Source organism: Streptomyces sp. NPDC017890 (genome assembly GCF_044328675.1).
Taxonomy (GTDB): Bacteria; Actinomycetota; Actinomycetes; order Streptomycetales; family Streptomycetaceae; genus Streptomyces.
In genome coordinates, this window is sequence record NZ_JBIRHU010000036.1 from 1 (window position 1) to 23,353 (window position 23,353).

Here is a 23,353-nt window from a genome sequence, read left to right on the forward strand (position 1 = left end):
GAGACGACACTCGGGCCCTCGGCCTGCCCACCCTCAGCCCACGGCACGAAAACGGTCCACCGACTCCGTCGGCGGACCGTCACGAAACTTCGAGGCTAGGGCGTATCCGGCGCTGTGACGCTCGGCAGCGCCCGCCGGGGCGGACTGGGGCGAGAAGCTGGAGTGGCCCTGCTCCGGCATCCCCGCCCCGGTGGTTGCCGAATTCGCCGGGCACCTGTTGGCCGGCCTGCTGTTTTACTCCGGAGACGGTGCCGACCGACCACCGATTCGTTTACCGCAACCACAGTTCAAGCGGCTCCGACTCCGCTACGAGATACGCGCCGACCTCCACCTCCGGCTCCTCCAACTCGCCTGCGGCATCATCCGCTTGCGAGGACTCCGAACCTCATAGCGAAATTGACCAGTAAATGCGGCATTCACTGCGGTAGGCACAGGCGGGTCGCCTCCACTCCGATGGTGTGTCACATCACGTGACGCCAAACGGCACTCTCTGCGTGGTACCTACTCGACCGCACATCGCTGCTGTTCAGGCACTACTGCGTCCACTCGTACGCGTGATCAGAGACGAATTCGGCGAATGTGCGCGGTGGACGGCCTGTCAGTTCGAGCACCGCGGTGCTGACCTGGGCTTCACGTCCCTCCTTGATTCCGCGCTCGACGGCGGCAAGGGCGGCGGCGAACTCGGCCGGCATGCCGGAGGCGCGGTAGGCGGCAGCCTGTTCCTCCTCCGTAATCGGCTCCGCCCGAACCTGTCGGCCGGTCTGCGCGGTGATGATGTGCGCGGCCTGTGGATAGCTCATCCCGTGCGGCCCGGTGATCAGGTAGTCGCTTCGAGCGTCCACCTCCAGGTCAGCCAACAGGGCGGCAGCACTGGCCGCGACGTCCCGCGCATCGATCCACCCCAGCTTGCCGTCACCGGCTGCGGTGCGGATCTCACCGTGTCGATGGATGTGCTCGGCCAGCGGGTGCGGGCGCAGGAAGTTCTGCATGAAGCCTGACGCGCGGAGTACGACGCCTCCGGGCTGAGCCTGAACCTGAGCGGCCATCTCCGCAGCGCTGGGTGCGTTCGGCAGCTCAATGGCGGAGCCGAGCATCACGAGGCGCTGGGCACCGGCCCGCCGCGCTTGGCGCAGGAAGGGCTCGACCAGCGGCAGCGGGTCCACACTCTCCACCGGCGGAAGCAGGAAGATCCGGTCCATCCCGTCGAGCGCGGGTCCATGAGTGGTCGGGTCGTTCCAGTCGAAGCGGATCGCATCAGGATCGGCTGCGGCGGGGTTCCGGCTGGCGGCCCGTGTCTGCACACCAGCGTTGCGGAGCACTTGCACCAGCGTCTTGCCGGTTTTGCCGGTACCTCCGGTCACGAGCACTCCGGACATCAGGCGTCTTTCCTTTCAAGCGAGTTGATCAGCCCCGCGAGACCGCCGGCAGCGGCAGCCGCCGACAGCGGGCTCCAGTAATCCCGAAACAGGGTGATCAGCCCGTCGCGGACCGTGAGAACCACGATGTAGTCCAGGCGGTAGGACTGGGAGGTGGCCAAAGTGAGGCCGGTGGCCGTCCACTCGACCACGACGGTGTCCGTTTGGTCCGTGGGCCGCACGGTAAGCGCGGCCACCTCCTTCATGTCCATCAGATCCGGATAGTGAGCGAGGTAGGCACGTACCTCCTCAGGTCCGCGGAGAACACGAGGGGAGCTCCCGGCTGCGAAAGGGAATTCCGCAATTCCGTCAGGCGCCCACAGATCTGCCACGGCGTTCATGTCCTTGGCCAGCATCAGATCGATCATGCGGCGAAAAATCTCCTCAGGGGTCCTGGACATCATTTCTCCTCGTAGTCAACGAACCGACCAGGCCACCATGCACAGCAGATTTGTGGGCGCGGAACGGACAGCTAAGCCCCGGACCAACAGTGCGAGGCTCAGCTGTCCCTCCTGTGACAGGATGGAAGAGTGAGCAGCCAGGAACTCGGAGACTTTCTCCGCCGCCGCCGCGAGGACCTGCGACCAGAAGATGTGCAGACCGAAGCGACACTTCCACCAGGTCGGCGTGCCCGTCGCACACCCGGACTGCGCCGCGAAGAGGTAGCCGCCCTGGCGCAGGTGTCGGTGAGCTACTACGAACGACTCGAACAGGCACGGGCACCCCGGCCCTCACCGCAGGTGCTGTCCGCGTTGGCGACGGCTCTCCAGCTCACTGAAGCAGAGCGTGACCATCTGGCCCGCCTGGCCGGACAAGTGCTGCCGGCAGAGAACGACGGCGCGCCGGAGCACGTGCCCGAGGACGCCCAACAGCTACTCGGCAGACTCGACGGCATCCCTGCCTACATCGTCAACGACCGGCAAGACATCGTCGCCTGGAACGCAGCAGCTGCAGCTCTGATTACAGACTTCTCTCGTCTCACACCCGACGAGCGCAACCTCACGCGCATCTCCACGAGATTCCGTGACACCCTCTGCATCGGCGTCCCCGGTTCGGAGTCCGATTTCTCTCAGCAGGTAGCCGCTCAATTGCGCGCAGCCAGCGTTCTGTACCCCACAGATAACGTGCTCGCAGAGCTGATCAACGAGTTCGCAACCCACGATCCAGATTTTGCGAGCAGCTGGCGCAATCACACTGTGCGTCCCATACCCAGCGTGCGAAAAAAACTACACCATCCCACAATAGGCGAGCTGGAGATCGACCGGCACACCCTCAGCCTGCCCGGCTCAGGTTTCTCTCTGGTGATGTACACGGCAGAATCCGACAGCCCCAGCGCCGCTGCACTGAAGAGCCTTTGACCGCAGCCTCAGGACGGAGAACTGCCCACTCTGGAGCTTCACACACCTGTGTCGAGTAGCCCAGGCCAGCCGTGTGCCGGTGTTCACCAGGCAGGTCATTTCGGCGCCGGTAATCCCCACGTCTACGAGTAGCACGCCGTCCCTGCCATGCACGACAGGTGTTGTTCTCGAGCAACTCACTCCGGTGGATCAGTACACCCTCGGCGACCTGCTTCAGCATGGGCCCCTCCCGTCTGAAAACTGCGGGCCGCGTCTTGACCGGCACCGGGTTGTACGTCCTGCTCAAGATCGAACTCCCTGCCCGGTTTGCAGCGTCACCCTGCCAGAGGGTCTGCTGACGCCGGGTGGGGCCGCCCGTTTTCGGCCCTCTCCCCAGAACCGGGAGGCAAGGGACGGGCAGGGGGTAGGCGGATAGGTATGAATGGCACACGACTTCGACAGGACGAGCAGAGTTCAGAGGAAACCCGTGCCCGAGGAACGATGCGGATCTGGCGATGGGCCAGGTGGGCAGCCCTTGTCCTTACGGCCAGCTGGGCGGTGAACTGGATCGTCAATCTCATCCAGGGCGAGCAGGGCTGGGACCTGTGGTGGCCTCTGGTCAGTACCGTCATCTGGACAGCGTTGACCGTACACGGCTTCAGGACCTACCGCCGGATCAGGACAACGACCCTGCCGGCCATCACCGGCCGCCCGTCTGCCTGACCACCTCGGCCAGCCCGCTCCCTGCTGCCTTTCGGCACCTGGGCCAGCCCCTCCCGGGCAAGGGGCCCGCACAAGCGGACGGAACTCGAGAAGAGAGCCTCGTCGCAGCGGCGTTCGAGCTCGCGTACCCCGCCGTCAAGGACCAAGTCCGGGTGCACGGGACTGCCGCAGAGTTGGGTGACAGCGGGGTTTATGCAGTCAGGGCTGCGGGTGGGTGATGTCCGTGAGCCACAGCCGGTCCCGCCCTCGGCGGTGAAGTCGCGCCGGACCCGGTCGTCGTGCACCGGCGGGTCGGCCTTGACCTTCTTGCCCCGGCCCCGCCGCTTGCCGAAGACGCTCCACCAACGATTGTCGCGACAGATCCTCCAGGCGGTCCGCTCAGCCATCGCCTCACCGGCCGCGCGGGCCTCGTCGGGGAGGAACCGGTGGCCGGACTCGGGATCGTCGCGGTGAGCATGGAACAGGGCGCCTGCCCGGTATGCCTCAGCCGGCTCGGCATCGGTCACCGGTGAGGACAGCCACCGGTAGTAGGCCTGGCGGGCCAGCCCGAGCACCCGCACGTCACCGCCACCGGCACCCGGGAAGGGGCAGCGGCGGCGGCCGGCTCACGGACGAGCGGTGGCCGCTCCCGGCCGAAGGTCGCGAACCCGCTCCGGCCGTGAGGTCCAGGGCGGGTTCCGCGTGAGCGCCCTTCGAGGGGTGCCGGACGGGGCCCCGAGCCAGCGCCGTTGCCGCGCCGGCACGGGGCCCCGAGCCAGCGCCGGCTCACGCGCGGTGGAGTTTCCAGTCGCCGACGTTCTGGGCCCGGTTGTAGTAGGCGTTGGTGCACACGTCGTACTTGCCGCCGGCGGGCCCGCCTCCGTTCGTCTCCAGGAAGCCGCCGTTGTCGCCGTAGGCGTTCCACAGGTGGATCACGTCGCCCGGCCGGACGTTCTGATCCCCGGGGCTGGACGCCTGTGCGAAAAGACGCCAGCGGCCGGTGCCGGGGGCGCGGTCCCGGTCCTTGGACGTCAGGACGTTGAACTTGCCGCCGCTGTTCTTCTGGTCGGTGGTCGCGTGCCCGTTGGTGTCGAGGTAGCCGCCGTCACTGCCGTAGAGGTTGCGCAGGTAGACCAGGTCCCCGCTGACCACGTTGGCGCCAACGGCTTTGCCGGCGGCGGAGAGGATCTGCCAGGTGCCGGTGCCCTCTCCCCGCGTGGGCGAGTCCGCCGTCGACACCCCGTACTTCGCCCCGCCGTCGCTGCTGTGGCCGTTGGTGTCCAGGTAACCGCCCGCCCAGTTGTTGTAGCCGTTCTGCAGGTGGATCTGGTCGCCGTACTTCAACTCGTTGGCCATGCTTCTCCTCTGGTCGACGGAAGGCATGCGGACGGTTCCCTCGCCGATGGCCAGGGCATCCCCCGCAGCCATCCGAGTGTCACAGTCCTGCGCCAGGCCGCGACCTGCCCGGATGCCAAACCGCCCGTGAGGGGGGCGCTGGAGGCGTGACCGCGGTTCAGAACCACCAGGGGCGCACGGGGCGGCATCGTCTGTGCCGGGGCGATCCGGGCCGAACTCGCGGCAGCCGTCTGAGGATCGATGGCTTCTGAACCTGGACACGCGCGCATCGACGCGCCCGGGGACAGGCCAGGGCCCGTAGAGCGGCCCCCGCGACACCGCGTGGCACCGGTGAGAGGGACTGGGGACTGCTCAGGGCGTTGCTTTCGCCCTGTCCGGGCGACAGGTCTGCTTTCTAAGCGGGGTCCAGTGGTCCGAGCAGCCACGCGCCGGTGGAGGTGGGCTCCTCGTTGAAGTAGAACTCACGGATGGCCTGGAGCATGTCGTCGCGGCTGATCAGGCCGTCGGCGTCCCGGTCGAGGCGGCCGAAGACCTCGCGAGCGTCCCCTTCAGGTAGCCCCATCAGGGCGCCGGACCAGCGGACCTGCTCGTCCCGGGTCAGTTTCCCGTCGCCGTCCTCGTCCGCGATGTCCATCAGCGCATCGAGGAACGGCACGTACCCGGCGTCGAAGGAGGCGTGCGTGACCAGCAGCCCGGCGGCGAACGCCGCCTGGTACTCGGCGAGGCTGACGCGCCCGTCGACGTCGGTGTCCGCGGCCTGTGACAAGTGCTGCCACAGGCCGTCGCTCAGCTCGCGCATGTGCTTGAGCGCGGGGGTTTCGGGCGCGAGGTGGAAGGCGGCGGCGAGGCGGTCGCAGGCTGACTCGAAGTCGGTGCGGTCGATATAGCCGTCATGGTTGGTGTCGAAGGTGGCGAAGCGGCGGGCGAGTTTGCGCTGCAGGAACGGGGAGATGTCCATGCCCGCCACTCTGCCTGCCAGAGCAGCTCCTGAAACGCCATTGACGACCGGTGGTACCCGTACGGGCGCCAGTTGAATACGTGGTTACGGCGGATAAACCGACTACCTGTTGGATAGTGGACACAGTGGCGGAAAGCCGAAGTGGAGATGCCGGCCCGCCCGTGGTGTCACGCGTGTGAGCGCGTGGTCCGCGGTGCCTGGCAACTGGCCCCTACCAGCTGATCAGCATCACGCCGCCGCTGGCGCCGCTGGCCATGCGGAACAGGATCGCCTGTGCGCCCGGGCGTAGCCGGCCTTGGTCGGCGGCATGGGCGAGTTGGAGGGGGAGGGTAGCTGCGCCGATGTTGCCGGTGCCGTGTGGCAGAGGGCGGCTCGTCAGCCGCCGTGGCGGGTGATCCGCCGACCTGCGGCGGTCCGGACCGGCTCGGTCTCGGGCACGACGCCGGTGAGGCCGTCGAGGTACCGGGCGGCCTCCCGGTTGCTGTAGCGGTCGGGACCGGGGAATTGCGGGTTGCCCCGCCGGTGGCGATCCCAACGACATCATCAGCACCACGTCACTGCTGATGCTTGCGATCGTATCGAGGGTGACGGAGCACACCGGAGCGGCCGGCGGTTGACTACACGCCGCTTGCTGGGGCGCGGGCGTTGGACCGCCTCTTGCAGGCCAGCCGATGCAACGGCCCGGCAGCCGTTTCGGCTCCGGGCCGGGGCATGCGCCGCTCTGCTCAGGCCCTCAGCCCTCCGCGATGACCTCGTCCGCCTGCATACCCTTCTGCCCCTGCACCGCGACGAAGGTCACCTTCTGGCCTTCCTTGAGCGCCTTGAAACCGCTCCCCTGGATAGCCCTGAAGTGCACGAAAAGGTCCGGACCGCTTTCAGGGGTGATGAAGCCGAACCCCTTCTCATCGTTGAACCACTTCACGATGCCGGACTGCCGCTCCGCCATATCCACTCCCTCGAATCACATGCTCGGGCTGGACGCTCAGGACGCCCAATGAGCTGATCATTGCCGATCGCGGGGAGGAACAGCAGCATCCCCGGCCTTGTCGCGAGAAGTCTCGGCCAGAGAGTCGAGCTCGCCCGGCAACCGTCATGGCCCCCCGTGGGAGCTCAGCTTCCGTACGTCCTGGTGCAGCCGGCCGGCGCGCAGAGCGGCGGACTCGTGAGCGAGTGGAGTGAGAACCACGGCGACGTCGCCGAACTGACGCGGCCGCCGACGAGCAGATCCGCAGGAGCCGCCAGGACTTGAGGATCGTCATGACGCGTTCACCGAGGCTGCAGATCTTCGCGGGGCGTCGTGGAGAGCACGTCGCCCCGTTGCCCCGCTCGGGTCCGCGATCAGTTGTGCTCCTCGTCGATGGTGACGGCGACCCCGTCCTCGACCTGGACGGCGACAGCGACGCCGCCCTTCTTGGCCGCGGCTTCGAGGTCTTCCTCGGTGCAGGGCGTGACGGTCTCCGCGTCACCGCAGATCCAGCCGGCGCCGTTGATGACGGTCTCGGTGGCGGTGAAGAACGCACGCTCGTTACCGTCGCGGCTGAGTGAGTACTTGCCCGGGGCCATGTACCCGAGCGTGCCGGAGAAGAGCCCCGACCTCTCGCCCTCGCCCATACCGTTGTCGCCGCCGGTACCGGTGCCGCTGCCGGTGTGGTCCTCGATGATGCTGACAGCCACTCCGTCCTTGACGTCGACCGTCGCTCCGAACCCCTTCTTGGCCGCGGCTTCGAGCTCCTCCTCGGTGCACGGCGTGGCGGCCTGGCCGTCCGCGTCACCGCAGATCTTGCCCGCGCCCTCGATGTCGGTGTCCTCGGAGGTGAAGAACGCCTGCTCTGTGTCGTTCGCGTCCGTGACGGTGTACTTGCCGGGGGCGAGGTAGGAGACCGTGCCGGCCCACTTGCCCGACACCATGCCGCTCTTCGAGCCCTTCTCGCCCGACGGGGACTCGCTTCCGGTGCCACTCCCGCCGTCGTCGGACTTCCCCTTGGCGGCCGAGTCCGAGGCCGTGGCCCCGGTCGACTTGCCGCCGTCCTCCGTGTCCTCTCCCTGACAGGCGGTCAGCAGCATCGTCGTGGCCACCAGGGCCGCGGCGGCGAGGACGGACTTGCGGCGGTGCGTGCGAAGCATGGCGGGACTCCCCCTGCTGGTGGTGATGTGGCCGGGCCGGACTGGTCTTTCCGGCTGGTCTCTGCTTTGTCGATCACCATCCTGAACGGTGCGGCGCCCCCCTGGGAAGCGCGGTTACGGTGTCATGACACTCCTGTCGTGATCACGGGACGCCGCTCCTACGCCCCCGAGCCCATGCGGCACGGTTGCCTCTTGCTCGCCGGCGACGCCGCACACATCGTGCCGCCCACCGGCGCCAAGGGCCTCAACCTCGCCGTCGGCGACGTGGCCACCTTCGCTCGGGCCCTGGCCCACCGCACCGAAACCGGCTCCGACGAGCTGCTCGACACCTACTCCGCGACCTGCCTGCGCCGCGTCTGGCAGGCCGAGCGGTTCTCGTACGACGCCCATGCTGCACGGCGCGCGACCCTGACTTCGTTCTGCTGGGTGGCAGGCTCGCCGCGTGCGACCGGGTGGGTGACGGACGGGCCGACTACTTCCACAAGCACCGCCGGCACGGCGTGAACGTGCAGGTTGTCACCGCCCCGGACGGCCAACTGCTGTGGCTCTCGCCCGCGCTGCCGGGCCGGTCGCACGACCTGACCGCCGCCCGCACCCACCGGATCATCCGCATCTGCGAGCGCCAGGGCGTCCCCATCCTGGCTGATCTCGCCGACGGCTCGGGGGGCCGACGGCCTGCGCGGAGTGATCTTCCACAGCGACAACGGGGGCGCGATACGCCTCGAAGGAGTTCGCCCAGGTCTGCACCGACCTCGGCGTGGTCAGATTCGCGCGGCGCGGTGGGCACGAGCGCGGACAACGCCGCCGCCGAGGCGTTCAACGCGACAAACGCGAAACGCTTCAGGGAAGGAAACGCCGGCCAGACGCCCGAGCGGCCCGCCTCGCGGTCTTCCGATGGACCACCCGCCACAACACCAGGAGGAGGCACTCCAGTATCGGCCAGACCAGCCCGAACACCTTCGAACAATGATCAGTTACGCTGACCACCGCCGCATGAACCGGTGTCCACGATCTCGGGTCAAGCCCCGGGCAGTAGGAGGCGGGACCATCGCCGCGCTTCCACAGATACCAACGCGCAACAACGGGAAAGGGTAGTCATGAACCTGACGTTCAAGACCTCGGTAGTAGGAGCAGTTCTCGCCTCCACCGCCGTACTGGCGGCTCCGGGAACCGCATCGGCTGATGAACCCCTGACCCGCTGTGAAGAAGGCCAGATCTGCCTCTACGACGGCCACAACCTCACCGGGGACAACCTGCAGCTCCAGTATCGGGTGGACACCCCCAACATCGGCTGGGCGTGGAACGACCGAGCCAGCTCGGTGTGGAACCGTGGCGAGGGGTTCGTCTGCATCTACACTGATACCGACTACCGCGGCTACCACTACACCATCCCGCCGGGTGAGAAGCAGGAACTTCTGTTCCTCTACGACAACGCAGTGAGCTCCCTTGAGTACGGTGGCTGCGGAGGCTGAGCCGACTGGCTGACCGAACCCCCGAACCGCCCGCCCCGCCAGTACCGCTGGGAGGCGGGGCATGCCTCCCTCACACGCGAGTTCACGCGTGCGAACCGAAGATCGTCAGGAAGCGGCAGAAGCGCCTGACCGGCATCGACGAGATGGCCATCTCGCCGGCCGCGAGAGACCTGACCGCAGGTGAGATTCAGGCCCATCCCGCGGAGATCTATGGCGGCGAGGTCTCCCGGCAGACCATCTCCACGGATCAGCGGCAAGGAACACGCCAGGGCGCCACCCGGGCACTTCAGGCACTGCACTCTCGAGCTCAGCACGTGGTCGGGGGCCACCGAGGTACGTCCGCACCCCCGACGAGGCGAACAGGTCGATGAACGCCGCACGGTCTTGGGCCTCGGGCTCCCGAAGCACGAGCCGCTCAGTCCGCAACGGGGCCGGCGGCTGGACAACGGGTCCAAGCTCAGCCATGACAGGCAACCTTCCGACTGCACCTCGTGAGGGGAGCACCAGGCCCCGACATCACGCTTCAACCTCAGTAGAGGACTGGTCAGGCCGGGCTGGGTCGGCAGCTGCCACGGCGGCGCCGACTGAGGACCTTCCCGGAACGCCGCAGTCGTTTCAGGCGAGACCCCGTAGCCGTGACTGCCTACCCTTCGGTCCATGTGACGTGGCAACTTTCAGTCAGCGTCGATCTGCAATGGCGAGACCGTCCGCCCAGGGTGGATTCGCACCGAGGACCGAGCACGTCAGGGCGGCGACCTGGGCGGCGAACGAGCAGGCGTCAGCGACGTCTTCGAGGGTCAGTTCGTCGAGTCGGCCGCCCAGGTGTCCGAGGCCGGCAAGGCGGTGCAGAAGGGCCGCGGTGAAGGAGTCGCCGGCACCGACGGTGTCAACGACCACCGTAGGAGGGGCTGGGACGGTGACGCGCCCACCGTCGAGTGACGCGAGAGCGCCGCGCCCGCCGAGAGTGATGACAACGAGGCGCGCGCCGGCGGCGTGCCAGGTGTCGCAGGCTTCTTCGAGGCCGGTACCGGGAGTGAGGAGGGCACAGTCGTCTTCGCTGAGGCGGAGGATATCGGCGACGGCGCACCAGTGGGGCAACCGTTCGTGGTAAGCGGAGGGCGGTACGAGCAGGGGGCGGACGTTGGGGTCGATGGATATGGTGGCGTGCTCGCGCACCTGAGCGAGGTGTTCCTCGATTCGGCTGCCGCCGGGTCGGCGGATCAGCGCGAGGGAGCCGGCGTGCAGGCAGATCGCGTCGTTGTTCCGCGTAGCGGTGAGTTCGCCAGCGGTCCAGTGCCAGTCGGCGGCGCCGTCGGCGTAGAAGGTGTAGGCGGCCTGACCGGTCGCGTCGAGGTCGGCGACGGCGAGCGCGCTGGGCCCGGACGTGGTCACGCTGCCGGTCAGGTCGACACCGGAGGCGCTGAGGCGGGTTCGGAAGAGGGTGCCGAAGGCGTCTTCGGAGAAGCGTCCCAGGAAGCGAGTGGGGGTGCCGAGCCGGGCGAGGGCGACAGCGGTGTTGGCCGGGCCGCCACCGGCCAGCGCCCGCAGGGCCAGTCCCCCGGCTCCGGACCGGTCGCGGTCCTCGAAGATGTCGGCGACGCATTCGCCGAGGACGTCGACACTGCCGCGGGACCCGGCTTGGGCCATGGTGACTGTCTGCCTCTCAGGAAGGGCGCGGGGCTGTTGCCCCGCACCACGGAACGCAGCCGAGGACGCCATGAGGGCGTGGGGTGCTGCGATGGACATGTCTGCCGCACAAGGGGGAACGGCGCGTGGCCCGTCCGTGTGCGGGTGGGCCGGCCTTCAGGTCTTGTGCGACCCGGCGATCAAGCGCTCTGTGCTGCCCAGCGCGCCGACCGGGTTTCGTTCCGAACATCCTTCGGGGCCAGGTTCCAGGCCGCGACGGCGAACTCGCTGCGCCCTGCGCCTGTCGTGCGGGCCTGCAGCCGCCACGGTCCGTCGGTGGATGGGTAGAACCTCAGGGTGAGGACCTGCTCGTCGGCCAGGTAGACCTCGGCTATCGAGCGGTCCACGATCACGCGGAGCTCGACGGGAGTGTGGGGGCGTGCCGCGGCCCGGCACGGTGCCGTGTATGCCCCGCCCCGTGCGCGTACGTCGGGTGAGGCGTGAGTGCGGTCGATGACGAGACGGCCTGCCGTGGGGTCGAGGCTGATGTCGAGGTACTCGGATCCGTCGGCCGAGGTGATCAGGCGCAGCCCGCTGGTACCGGTGCTGTCCGGGACGAGGGCAGCGGTGAGGTCGAAGGTGTGGCTGACCTGGCCGAGTTCGGCCGGTTCGGTCCATGTGACGTACCCGGTTCCGTGCAGGATGCGCGGGCCGCGCAGGGCCAGCAGTTCGCGGGCGGGGCGCTGGGCGACCGTCCCGTCGGCGAGGCTGACTTCTCGGGGGAGCGTGAGGACGCCTGCCCAGCCCGCTTCGTGAGCCCAGGCGTCGTCACGTGCTTCCCAGGCCCATCCCCACATCAGCCAGCGGTCCTCTCCGGGGACCTTCAGCAGGGCGGGGGCGTAGAAGTCGGGGCCGTGGTCCAGCGGCACGGGGGCTGTAGCCGCTTCGAAGTGTCCGTCCTTCTCCCGGCCGGTGACGACGGTGGTGTGGCTGGGGCCGCCCTGGGGAGTCCAGTCACTGAGGATCAGGACGCCTTGGTCGCCGAAGGTGGCGTACTGGGGGCACTCCCAGCCGACAGGGCCCTGGCCGGTCGTACTGCTGGTGTGGAAGGGGCCGCGGTAGGTCCATTGCTCCAGGTCGTCGGACTCGTACAGTTGCGCCGCGGCGCGGCCGTCTACGAGGGCGGATCCGACCAGCATCCGCCAGCGTTCTCCTTGCCGCCAGACGTAGGGGTCCCGGTACATGGTGGTGCCGACCGGTGGTTCGGGGATGAGCAGATCTGGGCGTTTGGCCCAGGTGTGACCGTTGTCCGACGACTCCGCAGTCGTGATCGGTTGCCACCAGCGGTCATTGCGGTGGGCGGAGTAGAAAGCCACCATGCGGTTGCCGTCGGAGACGGCGTTGCCCGAATAGCAGCCGTCGGCGTCGTAGCCGCCAGGGGTGGGGGTGAGGGCGACGGGGAGGGGTTCCCAGTTGATCAGGTCGGGGCTGCGGTAGTGGCCCCAGTGCATGTTCGCGTGCTGGGGGCCGTGCGGGTTGTACTGGAAGAAGACGTGGTAGTGGCCCTCGTGGAAGACCAGGCCGTTGGGGTCGTTGATCCAGTTGCTGGGCGGTCGCAGATGGACGGCGGGCAGGTGGGGGTCGGCAGGCGACGTGGACACACGGGGCCTTTCTCAGGGCGTGCGAAGCACACGGGAGTCATGAGGTCGAGGAGGAATCGCCAGTGCGGTACGGGGGTCAGCCCTTGACGCCGGTGGAGGCGATGCTGTTGACGAACGACCGCTGGAACGCCACGAACAGGGCGAGGATCGGCACGGTGATCATGGAGGCGTAGGCCATGATCTGGCCCCAGCCCACGTTCAGCTGGAAGAAGTAGGAGATGCCGACCATCACCGGTCGCAGTTCCTCGCTCTGGACGACCATCAGCGGCCACAGGTAGGAGTTCCAGGCGGGCAGGAAGGTGAGGATGGCGACGGTGGCGACGGCCGGACCGGACAGCGGCATCACGATGCGGCGGTAGACGGTGAACCAGCCGGCGCCGTCCATGGTCGCCGCTTCGTCGAGTTCCTTGGGGATGCTCTGGAAGAACTGGTGGAAGAAGAAGATCGAGAAGGCGTTGGCGACGAACGGCAGGATCTGCACCTGGTAGGTGTCCATCCAGCCGGTGGTCCACTCCAGGTGGAAGCCGTTCACGCGGAGCAGCGGGAGCTGGTTGACCCACCACACCAGCGGCAGCGCGAAGGTCTCGAACGGCACGATGAGGGTGGCGATGACCACGGTCAGGACGAGCTTGCGGCCGGGCCACCGCATTCGTGAGAGCGCGAAGGCGGCCAGGCTGTTGACGACGATGCCGAGGACCACGGTGATCGACGAGATCAGCACGGAGTTCAGCAGGAACCGTGCAGCTGGGACCCGCTCGAACATGTCGGTGTAGTTGTCCAGCGACAGGGCTCCGACCGGCAGGAAGGCACGCAGTGAGCCCAGGTCGCCGAAGATCTGGTCGTCCGATTTGAACGACGAGACCAGCATGAAGAGGAGCGGCAGCGCGAAGGCCAGGGCCAGGACGATGCGGCCGGCGTGACCGCCGAGCCGCTTGAGGAGGGAGGTCATGTCAGTCCTTCTCCCGGGTCAGGAAGCGCTGGACGAGCGACACGGTCAGGACGAGTACGAAGAAGATCAGCGAGATGGCTGCCGCGTAGGCGGTCTGCTGCTGGTCGTAGCCGGTGCGTACCGCCTGGTAGACGACGGAGGTGGTGGAGTCGAGCGGGCCGCCCTGTGTCATCACCCTGATCTGGGTGAAGAGGCTGAACGCGGCGATCGTGATGGTGACGAGTACGAAGGTGCGGGTGGCACGCAGTCCCGGCCAGGTGACGTGGCGGAAGCGGTGCCAGGATGTGGCGCCGTCGATTTCGGCGGCTTCGTACAGCTCGGCGGGGATGGTCTGCAGGCCGGCCAGCCAGATGACCATGTGGAAGCCGACGCCCTGCCACACCGACATCAGGATGATGGCGGGCATCGCGGTGGCCGGGTCGCCCAGCCAGTCCGGGCCCTGGAAGTGGCCGAGGGTGAGTGTCGAGATGACGTGGTTGACCAGGCCGTCCTTCCGGTAGAGGAAGGTCCACAGGAGGGACACCACGACCATCGAGGTGACGACCGGCAGGAAGTAGACGGTGCGGAAGAAGTTGACGCCCCGTACTTTCGCGTTGACGAGCAGCGCCAGGGCCAGGGCGAGGCCGGCCTGGAGCGGGACGACGACGGCGGCGAAGTACGCGGTGTTGCGCAGGGACTTGTAGAAGACCGGGTCTTCGAAGAGCTGGGTGAAGTTGCGCAGGCCCACGAAGCGGGCCGGGGTGGGCGAGATGAGCCTCGCGTCGGTGAAGGCCAGGGCGAAGGCGAGGGCGACCGGTACGACGAGAAAGACGATCAGCAGCACGACGGCCGGGGTGGCCATGCCGAGGGCGGTGAAGCTCTCACGGCGACGGGCGTTGGTCGTTCGGGTTCGCCGGACCGGACGCAGCCGCTCGGGAGCTGCGGTCTTGGTGGTCACGGTATCTCCAGGGAGCCGGTCCGGTTCGGACGGCGCGGTCGGGGACCGAACCGGACCGGGGCGGGTCAGCCTGAGTAGTTGTTGTTCGACTTCAGGTTGTTGTCGATGTTCTTCGCGGCCTGGCCGAGAGCATCCTCGGGATCGGCGCCGGCCAGCATGTCCTGGGCCGCCTTCTGGAACTCGGTGGAGATGTACGGGTAGGCCGGGGTGACCGGACGCACCGTGGCGTACTCGCGTGCGAACTGGACGAGCACCTCGAACGTGCCGCCCGGCTGGTAGTCCGCGATCTGTCGCGCGGCGGTGTCCGTGGCGGGGATGGTGCTGGTGGCCTCGGCGTAGTCGACGAAGTACTTGGTCTGGCGGGAGAACTTCAGCCACTCCTGCGCGCCGTCCTTGTTGGAGCAGGTGGAGCTCATGGCCCACTGCCAGGAGGCGCCGCCGATCTTGGGCCCGTTGCCGAAGTCGACCGGTGGGATGATCGCCAGGTCGTCGCCGAGCTTCTGGGCGTTCTTGGCCGCGTTCCAGCTGCCGTCCCACTGAATGGCGCTCTTGCCGGCCAGGAAGTCCTTGTTGGGGTCGGCTCCGGACTTCTTCGCCATGTAGCCCTTGGTCACCAGCGAGCGGAACCAGTTGCCCCACTCGACGGAGTCCTTGCCGTCGAGGGTGCCGGAGGCGGTCTCGTAGCCGTCGCGGTCGATGAGGTCGCCGCCGAAGCTCTGCAGCTGCGGGGAGTAGGCGTACGGCCACCACTCGCCGGTGCCACCGGTGCCCATCTCCAAGGGGTAGGTGAACTTGCCGCTCTTCTTCAGCTTGGCCAGCGCGGCGTCGAATTCGCCCCTGGTCCAGGGCTTGTCCATGGTGGGTATGCGGATGCCGTGCTCGTTCAGGACGGAGGCGCGGGCGAAGAAGGCCAGGGAGACGTCGTAGAAACCGAAGGAGTACAGCTGATCCTTGTACGTTCCGACGGTGCTGGCGAGCTGGTCCTTCACCGGCACCTCGCTGCCGGTCACGTCGATGGGGGCCAGGTAGCCGCCCCAGGCCCAGTTCGCCACGTTGGGGCCGTCCACGTCGAGCAGGCAGGGCAGCTTGCGCGCCGAGGCGGCGGCCACGACGGAGTTGTTGTAGTCGGTCTGCGGGAACGACTGGAGCTCGACCGTGTACTTGTCCTGGGAGTCGTTGAAGTCCTTGATGATCTTCTTGACGACATCGAGTTCGGCCGAGTTGCCGGCGTTGTGCGTCCACAGGGTCAGCGTGTCGCCGCTGGCTCCGGACGAGCTCCCGCCAGTGCCGGACGCACACCCGGCGACGAGCGCGGTCGCCGCGGCTGCGGCTACACTCGCAAGCGCGAGGTGCCTTGTTCTGAACACCACGAGGTTCCTCCATCTCACGGAGGCGGGTCTTGCAGGACCCGCCCTTGGCGACCGGTTGCGACGGTCGCTGTTCTTGGTGGCCGTCCCGTCGCCTGCGCCGGAGTGATCGGAGCGGGCGTCGGGACGGCTGTCTTCGGGTGCCGGTGTCACTCCCCGGCGGGGGCACTCAGGGAGGCGCGCTCCCTCAGCGGCATGGGCACACGGTGGACGGCCGCTTCGAGCGGCCCGCCTCGCAGGATCAACTCCACGGCGAGGCGACCGAGCTGGTAGTGCGGCAGTTTCAGCGTGGTGAGGGCCGGACGCAGCACGGACGCGATGTCCTGGTCGTCGAAAGAGATCACCGACACGTCGCCGGGCACCGAAAGACCCGCCTCACCGAGCGCCTGGTAGGCGCCGAAGGACACCCTGTCGGCCAGGCATACCAGTGCCCGGGGGCGGGTCCCCGCCGCCAGCAGGGCGGTGACCTCCCGGTAGCCGTCCAGCGTGTCCCAGTCGCACTCGATGACACCGGCCAGATGGGCGCCGCCCTCGCGCAGTACTTCCTCCAGGCCTCGCATGCGCTCGTTGCCGGCGATGATCCCCTCGGGCGTGGCCGGGACCGCCTGGTGGCCGCCGATCGCCCAGATGCCCTGGGAGTGGCCGGCCGCGAGCAGGGCGCGGGCCGCGTCCCTGCCGGCCTCCAGCTCGTCCGGGACGACGGAGGGGGCGTCGAAACCCGGGGCCAGGCAGTTCAGCAGCACCACACGGCGTCCGAACAGCTCCTTGGGGGGAGTGACGTACCGGGTGAACATGGTCGCGTAGATCACCGCGTCGACCTGGCGGTCCAGTAGCGCGTGGACCAGGGACGATTCGGCGGTGCGGTCGCCGTCGGCCTCTGTGATGAACAGCAGGTGGTCCTGCTCGCGGGCGGCCTCCATGGCGCCGCGGATGACATCGCCGGCGAACGGCGTGGTGGTGATCCGGTCCGAGACGAGCCCGATGGTCTGCGTGGACTTCGTGCGGAGGCTGCGTGCGGTGACGTTCGGACGGTAACCCAGCCGTCTGGCCGCTTCGAGGACCCGTTGCCGGGAGGCGTCGGAGATGCGCATGTCGGTGCGGCCGGACAGGGCGAACGACGCGGTCGTCGGCGACACGCCCGCCTCGCGGGCAACGTCGGCCATGGTCACGCGGCGTTCGGACATCAGTGGATCAGCTCCGCTCGGCTAAATCGGATTAGCAAGACGCGATGAGAGTGCTCCACCTGTCATGCGCTGTCAACACCCCGGACATCTCGCCTGCATAACAGTGACTTTATGTAGCGATTTATGCGCCTCTGGGCAGCGGAAAGTTGAACTTCGCATGCGTTAGCTCTTGCTTTAGCGGAGACGACGCGCGAACCATGCCGACCCATCACCTAAATCGAATTGGCAGGCCGGCAGGCGCCGTCCGTCACGCAGCCCAGGAGGCAGCATGAGGAGAAGAACAGCGCTCAGAGTCGTATCCACCGCCGTCGGCGGCGCCGTCGTACCGCTCTCGTTCACTCCCGCTCACTCCGCAGCCGGCGGCCGGTCGGGCCCTCAGAAGCCGACCGCCCGCTGGGACTTCGACGAGCGAACCGGCACGGTTGCCCGTGAGGCGGTCTCCGGCTCCGCCACCCCCGTCGGCTACGTCTTCGACAACGCCCGCTACAAGCCCGAGAGCGACCCCGTGCGCCGCCGTGGCGTGAGCGGCCGGGCCTTGTACTTCGACGGCTACTCCACCTACGTCACCGCCGAGGGGCCGGGCAAGCTCGACATCGCCGGCGGCATGACCATCGACGTGTGGATCGCCCCCTACGCATACGAGCACGGCATCGACGGCAAGCCCCAGGCCCTGGTCAACCAGCACGACCCGGGCGCCAGGACCGGCTTCCTGCTCGGCCTGCGCCGCTTCGGGCAGATCGTCTTCCAGCTGGGCTTCGGCACCGACCTGGTCGAGGTCGGGGGTGCCCCGGACCGGCCGGCCGCCAAGGGCAGGTGGAGCCACGTCACGGCCACCTATGACCCCGCAGCCCGCCAGCTGCGCCTCTACCGCGACGGCCACCTGATCGGCACCGCCGCCACCCCGGACAAGGCCCCCGCACCGGTGCCCGGTGAACCCCTCCTCATCGGGAAGCACAACCGCCCGACCCTGCTCAACGGCGAGTTCCACGCCAACATGTACATGGGCCTCATGGACAGCGTGGCGATCCGCCCGGGCACCCTGGACGACACAACGGCACAGCGAGAACACGCCGAGAAGGTCGCCGCCCTGCCCGGCCACCGCGTGCCCCGCCCGGACCTGGCCCCCCACCGGGCCCGTTTCGACGGCGACCGGCACCGCCCCCAGTTCCACATGCTGCCGCCCTGGCACTGGATGAACGAGCCGCACGCACCCGTGTTCTTCAAGGGCAAGTACCACATCTTCTACCAGCACGACCCGCTGGGACCGTTCTGGGGTCAGATCCACTGGGGGCACGCCGTCAGCACCGACATGGTGCACTGGCGCGACCTCCCCCTCGCCCTCGCCCCCGCCGCGGACTCGGTCGGCCCGGACGGCATCTGGTCGGGCTCAGCCTGCGTCGACGGCGACCGCGGACCGGTCCTCTTCTTCACCGGCGGCGACGACCGCCTGCCCTACCGCCAGCGCACCGGCCTCGCCGTGTCCGCCTACCCGGCCGACGGCGACACCGACCTGCCCACCTGGACGATGCGCTCCAAGCCGGTCACCGAAGCCCCGGCGAATCTGCCGGCCGGCCCGGGAACGGCGTGGGCGGAGAACTTCCGCGACCCGTTCGTCTGGGAAGAGGACGGCGTCTGGTACCAGCTCGTCGGCAGCGGCATCGTCGACTACGACGGCGCGCGGGTCACCCGCAAGCACGGCGGAACCGCGCTCGTCTACACCGCACGCCGCCCGGAGGGACCGTGGACGTACCAGGGCCCCCTGTACTGGAACGACCTCACCACGACGCCCGGGCCCGGTGAGGTGTGGGAGCTGCCGGTGCTCCTCCCGCTCCCCGGCCCCCGCGGCCGACGCACCGGCAAGCACATCCTGCTGATCTGTCCGTGGTGGGAGGGGTTCAACCCGAACGCCGTCAAGCACACGTACTACTGGATCGGCGCCTTCGACAAGCGCGAGCACCGCTTCGTGCCCGACCACGACGAGCCCCGCGAGTTCGACTTCGGCGAGCACTTCACCGGCCCCTCCGGATTCGTCACCCCCGACGGCCGCTCCGTGGTCTTCAGCATCACCCAGGACCGCCGCACCGAGCAGCAACACGCCCAGTCCGGCTGGGCCCACAACGCCGGCATGCCCGTCTCCGTCTCCCTGCGCCACGACGGATCCCTCGCGGTCGAACCGATCACCGAGACCGCCGGTCTGCGCGGCATGAGACTCGCCCGCATCCGGCAGACCTCCCTCGCCGAAGCGAACCGGCGGTTGGCCGGCGTAGGCGGCGACCTGCTGGACATCAGCGCCGTCATCGAACCCAACGGTGCGCGAACGATCACTCTGGCGGTCCGTGCCTGTGCCGAAGGCACCGAGGAAACCCTGCTGACCTACGACACCGGCGCGCGCCGTTTCCTGATCGACCGCAGCCGCTCCAGCCTCGACCCGGACGTCCGCAAGGGCGTCCACGGCGGCAGCGTGGAACTCGACGGCGGGCGCCTCACACTCAGGGTCCTGCTCGACCGATCGATGCTGGAGGCGTACGTCAACGGCACCAACAGCATCACCAGCCGCGTCTACCCCACTCGCGAAGACGCCACCGGCCTGCGCCTGACCAGCGAGGGCGGAGCGCCCCATGTGGTGTCCCTCGACGTCTGGCGCATGAACGGCGCCTACGACACACCCACCGCCCCGGCCGCGTACGACCCGCCCCGCCCAACAGACGTCGACGCACTGCCCAACCACGACTTCGCCACCGGCGACCTCACCGGATGGACCGTCGTCTCCGGTACGACCTTCAGCGACGCCAACGTCACCACCCGCACCGACTGGGGGTGGGGCGGCCCCTTCTACCAGGCCGAAACCGCCCGCGACCCGGCCGGCCACCACCTGTGGGGCTTCAACCCCTCCTCAGGCGGCGACGGCGCCACCGGCGTCCTGCGCTCTGCCACCGTGGTCCTCGGCGGAGACGGCAGGATCGACCTGCTCGTGTCCGGCGGCAACGACCCCGACCGGCTCTACGCAGCCGCCGTCCGCGCCGACGACGGCAAGGTACTCGCCAAAGCCACCGGCCGCAGCACCGAGCAGTACCGCCGGGTCGCCTTCGACCTCTCCGCCCACATCGGCGACCGGATCTACATCGAGATCGTCGACCGAGCCGACGGCGGCTGGGGCCACATCAACGTCGCCGACGTCAACGTCCCCGTCCGGCGCTCCTGAACCCCCAGCCCCACCCCACGTACACGCCGGCCCTGGACCGTGACGCACCCAGGGCGGCGTCCTGCTCCGCCCGATCAGCCCAACCCCACACCGACGGAGGTTCGTATGCGAACCCGCGCACCAGCGAAAACCGCGAACGCGACCAGAAACAGTCTGCTGCGGCTGCTGCTCGCGCTCGCGATATGCCTGGGCCTGACATCACCCCTGATGACGCAGACCGCCGGCGCGACCGGAACCAGCCTGTCCAACCCCGACTTCGAGTCCGGCGACCTCAGTGGCTGGACCACCACCGGCACCGCGTTCAACGGGGCGGTCACCGACGACCCGGGCTGGGGCTGGGGCTGCTGCTTCAACCAGCAGGGCTCCTACCACCTGTGGGGATTCGCCGCGGGCGGTGACGCCGCCACCGGGACGGTGACCTCCGAGCCGTTCACCCTGACCGGCACCGGCACGGTCAGCGTCCTGGTCTCCGGCGGCCGTGACGAGAACGACCTCTACGCGGCTCTGACGACCCTCGGCGGAACCGTGCTGCACAAGGCCACCGGAACCGACGACGAGGCGTACCGCCGCGTCACCTGGGACGCCCGCGAACACCTCGGCAAGCAGCTTCGCATCACCCTCGTGGACAGGGCCACCGGCGGCTGGGGCCACATCAACCTCGACGACGTCCGCGTCGGCACCGACCCCGCACCCGATCCCTCCCAGCGGGGACTCGCCGCCCACTGGGACTTCACCGAGGGTCGGTCCAGCACGACCAGGGAGAAGGTCAGCCAGGCCGCCGACCCCATCAGCTACGTCTTCAACGACGCGCAGTACAAGCCCGACAGCGGCCCGCTCTGGCGCCCGAATAACGAAGCCGACGGTGTGCTCTCCGGCGCCCTGCTGTTCGACGGTTATTCCACCTGGGTCACCCGCGCCGCAGCGCAGACGCAGCTGCCCACGGACGGCCTGACCGTCGAGGCATGGGTCGCACCGCGCGCGTTCGAGTGGGGAGACGACGGCAAGCCGTCCGCCGTCGTCAACCAGCAGGACAAGGCAGCCAAGCGGGGCTTCTCCCTCGGTGTCGGCCGGCACGGCAGGTGGCAGTTCGGCATCGGCACCGGCGACGCGTGGCACGAGGTGACGGTCCCGAAGCCGGCGGCTCTGGCCACGGGCAAGTGGGCGCACCTGTCGGCCGTGTTCGCTCCGAGTGAGGGAGCGATCAGTCTCTTCCTCAACGGCGAGCAGGTCGCCCGGACCGCCGTCCCGACCGACGCGCGGCTGGCCAAGGCCGACGTTCCCCTCATCATCGGCCGTCACAACCAGCCCGCCCTCATCAACGGCACATTCGCCGTCAACATGTTCAACGGACTCATCGACGAGGTGAAGATCCACAACAGCGCCCTCACCCCGGCGTCGGTCACGGCCGGTCACCAGAAGGACGTGCAGACCTTCGCGGGCGGCGCCACTCCCCAGGCTCGGCTGGAGATGGACCGCTCCCGGTACGACGGTGACCGCTACCGTCCCGGCTACCACTTCACGGCCCCGAACCACTGGATGAACGAGCCCCACGCCCCCATCCAGTACAAGGGCAAGTACCACCTCTTCTACCAGCACAACTCCCACGGCCCCTACTGGCACAACATCGCCTGGGGACACGCGGTGAGCGAGGACCTGGTCCACTGGCGCGACCTGCCCGTCGCACTCGCACCCACCGAGGACAGCGTGGCTCCCGACGGAGTCTGGTCGGGCGACGCGGCCTACGACGAGAACGGCGTGCCTGTCCTGCTGTTCACCGCCGGCAACGACTCCCAGCGCCCCAACCAGGCGACCGGCCTCGCACGCCCCGTCGACCCCGGCGACAGCGACCTGGTCGAGTGGAAGATGCACCCCACCCTCGTCACCAGCCAGACCGCCGACCTGAACGTCGGCGCCGGACGCAAAGTCCGTTTCGGCGACTTCCGCGACCCCTTCGTCTGGAAGGAGGGAGACACCTGGTTCCAGCTGATGGGCTCCGGAGTCCAGACCACCGACGGCAAGGACATCGGCGGCACCGCTCTTCTCTACACCTCCAAGAACCTCACCGACTGGACCTACTCGGGCCCCCTGATGACCGGTGATGTGGCGGCCCACCCCAAGACCGGCCAGGTCTGGGAGCTGCCCACCTTCCTTCCCATCGGAAGAGACGCCCAAGGCCGCGAACGCCGGGCCCTGCTCATCAACCCCGCCTTCCCCGCCGGCCCCGGCGAGTACAGCAGCAAGTACGTCCACTACTGGGTCGGCACCTGGGACGCCCAGGCCCGCCGCTGGACCCCCGACACCACCGAACCCCGGCTCATGGACTACGGCGACCACTTCACCGGCCCCAGCGGAACGGTGGACGACGAGGGCCGCTCCCTCGTCTTCAGCATCGCCCAGGACCGTCGCACCGAACGCGCCCACTACGACGCCGGCTGGGCGCACAACGCGGGCCTGCCCATCGAACTGTCCATGCGGCCCGACGGCGACCTCGGATTCCGCCCCGTGGAGGAGGTCTCCCGCCTCCACGACGGCGAACCCCTCATGGACATCAGCGAACCGACCTCCCTCACCGACGCCAACAACCGCCTCGCCGGCATCAAGGGAGACATGCTCCACATCAAGCTGACGATGGAACGCGGCACCGCCGGCATGTTCGGACTCGACGTGCTCCGCAGCCCCGGAGACGAAGAACGGACCCGCCTGTTCTACGACGCCCCCGCAGGACAACTGGGCGTCGACCGGACACGCTCCGGGAACAACTCCAGCGCCGAACCCGGCTTCGGCATCCACAAGGGCCCGCTGTCACTCGCCAACGGCACCCTGACCCTCGACGTGTTCCTCGACCGCTCGATGATCGAGGCGTACGCGAACAGCCACAAGTCCATCACCACCCGTGCCTACCCCTTCCGCCAGGACTCCCTCGGCCTGCGCCTCTTCGGCGACGGCAGCACCGTCAAGTCCATGACCGTCTGGGAGATGGGCAACATGACCGACTGACCCAGGCACTCACCCACATACTGGGACGACAGCCCGGCCCATGGCCTGGTCACTGCAGCCCCGGGG

At 68.4% G+C, this 23,353-nt stretch carries 18 protein-coding genes and 6 pseudogenes; 9 read left to right on the top strand and 15 right to left on the bottom strand.

All coding sequences use genetic code 11. The features are described 5' to 3' along the window. Nucleotides 1-283: 283 nt before the first annotated feature. Nucleotides 284-391, top strand: a pseudogene (locus tag ACH4F2_RS32845) (IS5/IS1182 family transposase); the annotation flags it as partial. A gap of 142 nt (nucleotides 392-533) precedes the next feature. Here the strand turns inward: ACH4F2_RS32845 and ACH4F2_RS32850 are convergent. Together ACH4F2_RS32850 and ACH4F2_RS32855 are read right to left on the bottom strand one after the other, a co-directional pair. Then, the gene (locus ACH4F2_RS32850; RefSeq protein ID WP_398136395.1) at nucleotides 534-1,376 is read right to left on the bottom strand and encodes an NAD(P)H-binding protein; all 843 of its coding nucleotides are present in this window, start codon (nucleotides 1,374-1,376) and stop codon (nucleotides 534-536) included. Continuing rightward, nucleotides 1,376-1,783 (bottom strand): nuclear transport factor 2 family protein, encoded by a 408-nt coding sequence (locus ACH4F2_RS32855; protein WP_398136396.1) that lies wholly within the window; start codon nucleotides 1,781-1,783, stop codon nucleotides 1,376-1,378. The genes ACH4F2_RS32850 and ACH4F2_RS32855 overlap by 1 nt, the downstream gene beginning before the upstream one ends. Before the next feature lie 162 nt (nucleotides 1,784-1,945). On the opposite strand from ACH4F2_RS32855, the gene ACH4F2_RS32860 reads away from it, so the two are divergent. Beyond that, entirely contained in the window at nucleotides 1,946-2,773 is an 828-nt protein-coding gene (locus ACH4F2_RS32860; RefSeq protein ID WP_398136397.1) for a helix-turn-helix transcriptional regulator, read from the top strand. A 644-nt stretch (nucleotides 2,774-3,417) separates the two neighbouring features. Here the strand turns inward: ACH4F2_RS32860 and ACH4F2_RS32865 are convergent. The 6 genes from ACH4F2_RS32865 to ACH4F2_RS32890 form a co-directional block, all read right to left on the bottom strand. Continuing rightward, a complete protein-coding gene (locus ACH4F2_RS32865; protein WP_398136398.1) occupies nucleotides 3,418-4,029 on the bottom strand; it encodes a hypothetical protein in 612 nt (203 codons plus the stop codon). 211 nt (nucleotides 4,030-4,240) lie between these two features. Further along, nucleotides 4,241-4,810 carry a hypothetical protein gene (locus ACH4F2_RS32870; protein WP_398136399.1) on the bottom strand — a complete coding sequence of 190 codons (570 nt, stop codon included), beginning with the start codon at nucleotides 4,808-4,810 and terminating at the stop codon, nucleotides 4,241-4,243. Nucleotides 4,811-5,204: 394 nt separating this feature from the next. Beyond that, nucleotides 5,205-5,768 carry an EF-hand domain-containing protein gene (locus tag ACH4F2_RS32875; protein WP_398136400.1) on the bottom strand — a complete coding sequence of 188 codons (564 nt, stop codon included), beginning with the start codon at nucleotides 5,766-5,768 and terminating at the stop codon, nucleotides 5,205-5,207. 211 nt (nucleotides 5,769-5,979) lie between these two features. Beyond that, nucleotides 5,980-6,312 (bottom strand): 3-oxoacyl-[acyl-carrier-protein] synthase III C-terminal domain-containing protein, encoded by a 333-nt coding sequence (locus ACH4F2_RS32880; protein ID WP_398136432.1) that lies wholly within the window; start codon nucleotides 6,310-6,312, stop codon nucleotides 5,980-5,982. A gap of 189 nt (nucleotides 6,313-6,501) precedes the next feature. Next, the gene (locus ACH4F2_RS32885) at nucleotides 6,502-6,714 is read right to left on the bottom strand and encodes a cold-shock protein (RefSeq protein ID WP_398136401.1); all 213 of its coding nucleotides are present in this window, start codon (nucleotides 6,712-6,714) and stop codon (nucleotides 6,502-6,504) included. A 392-nt stretch (nucleotides 6,715-7,106) separates the two neighbouring features. After that, nucleotides 7,107-7,892 carry a hypothetical protein gene (locus tag ACH4F2_RS32890; protein ID WP_398136402.1) on the bottom strand — a complete coding sequence of 262 codons (786 nt, stop codon included), beginning with the start codon at nucleotides 7,890-7,892 and terminating at the stop codon, nucleotides 7,107-7,109. 141 nt (nucleotides 7,893-8,033) lie between these two features. Between ACH4F2_RS32890 and ACH4F2_RS32895 the strand changes: the two are divergent. The 5 genes and pseudogenes from ACH4F2_RS32895 to ACH4F2_RS32915 all read left to right on the top strand — a co-directional run. Continuing rightward, nucleotides 8,034-8,276: pseudogene (locus ACH4F2_RS32895) on the top strand (FAD-dependent monooxygenase); the annotation flags it as partial. Beyond that, nucleotides 8,231-8,557: pseudogene (locus ACH4F2_RS32900) on the top strand (transposase family protein); the annotation flags it as partial. The pseudogenes ACH4F2_RS32895 and ACH4F2_RS32900, both read left to right, overlap by 46 nt. Further along, nucleotides 8,553-8,862: pseudogene (locus ACH4F2_RS32905) on the top strand (integrase core domain-containing protein); the annotation flags it as partial. The pseudogenes ACH4F2_RS32900 and ACH4F2_RS32905, both read left to right, overlap by 5 nt. 127 nt (nucleotides 8,863-8,989) lie before the next feature. Continuing rightward, nucleotides 8,990-9,364 (top strand): peptidase inhibitor family I36 protein, encoded by a 375-nt coding sequence (locus ACH4F2_RS32910; RefSeq protein ID WP_398136403.1) that lies wholly within the window; start codon nucleotides 8,990-8,992, stop codon nucleotides 9,362-9,364. 47 nt (nucleotides 9,365-9,411) lie between these two features. Beyond that, a pseudogene (locus ACH4F2_RS32915) lies at nucleotides 9,412-9,606 on the top strand (transposase); the annotation flags it as partial. A 13-nt stretch (nucleotides 9,607-9,619) separates the two neighbouring features. Here the strand turns inward: ACH4F2_RS32915 and ACH4F2_RS32920 are convergent. The 7 genes and pseudogenes from ACH4F2_RS32920 to ACH4F2_RS32950 all read right to left on the bottom strand — a co-directional run. Continuing rightward, a pseudogene (locus tag ACH4F2_RS32920) lies at nucleotides 9,620-9,829 on the bottom strand (GNAT family N-acetyltransferase); the annotation flags it as partial. A gap of 213 nt (nucleotides 9,830-10,042) precedes the next feature. After that, complete coding sequence (locus tag ACH4F2_RS32925) at nucleotides 10,043-11,011, bottom strand: carbohydrate kinase (RefSeq protein ID WP_398136404.1); 969 nt, start codon at nucleotides 11,009-11,011, stop codon at nucleotides 10,043-10,045. A gap of 179 nt (nucleotides 11,012-11,190) precedes the next feature. Then, on the bottom strand, nucleotides 11,191-12,651 hold the full coding sequence (locus tag ACH4F2_RS32930) for a glycoside hydrolase family 32 protein (protein ID WP_398136405.1): 1,461 nt from the start codon (nucleotides 12,649-12,651) through the stop codon (nucleotides 11,191-11,193). A gap of 76 nt (nucleotides 12,652-12,727) precedes the next feature. Then, nucleotides 12,728-13,600, bottom strand: a complete 873-nt coding sequence (locus tag ACH4F2_RS32935) for a carbohydrate ABC transporter permease (protein WP_398136406.1) — start codon at nucleotides 13,598-13,600, stop codon at nucleotides 12,728-12,730. A gap of 1 nt (nucleotide 13,601) precedes the next feature. Continuing rightward, a complete protein-coding gene (locus tag ACH4F2_RS32940) occupies nucleotides 13,602-14,537 on the bottom strand; it encodes a carbohydrate ABC transporter permease (RefSeq protein WP_398136407.1) in 936 nt (311 codons plus the stop codon). Nucleotides 14,538-14,602: 65 nt separating this feature from the next. Continuing rightward, nucleotides 14,603-15,904 (bottom strand): ABC transporter substrate-binding protein, encoded by a 1,302-nt coding sequence (locus ACH4F2_RS32945; RefSeq protein ID WP_398136408.1) that lies wholly within the window; start codon nucleotides 15,902-15,904, stop codon nucleotides 14,603-14,605. A gap of 149 nt (nucleotides 15,905-16,053) precedes the next feature. Next, on the bottom strand, nucleotides 16,054-17,088 hold the full coding sequence (locus tag ACH4F2_RS32950; RefSeq protein ID WP_398136409.1) for a LacI family DNA-binding transcriptional regulator: 1,035 nt from the start codon (nucleotides 17,086-17,088) through the stop codon (nucleotides 16,054-16,056). A 268-nt stretch (nucleotides 17,089-17,356) separates the two neighbouring features. Here ACH4F2_RS32950 and ACH4F2_RS32955 point away from each other — a divergent pair, with 268 nt between their 5' ends. Together ACH4F2_RS32955 and ACH4F2_RS32960 are read left to right on the top strand one after the other, a co-directional pair. Further along, nucleotides 17,357-20,290: a GH32 C-terminal domain-containing protein gene (locus ACH4F2_RS32955; RefSeq protein WP_398136410.1), complete on the top strand. Its 2,934-nt coding sequence runs from the start codon at nucleotides 17,357-17,359 to the stop codon at nucleotides 20,288-20,290. Nucleotides 20,291-20,497: 207 nt separating this feature from the next. Next, nucleotides 20,498-23,287: a GH32 C-terminal domain-containing protein gene (locus ACH4F2_RS32960; protein ID WP_398136411.1), complete on the top strand. Its 2,790-nt coding sequence runs from the start codon at nucleotides 20,498-20,500 to the stop codon at nucleotides 23,285-23,287. The last annotated feature ends 66 nt before the right edge of the window (nucleotides 23,288-23,353 follow it).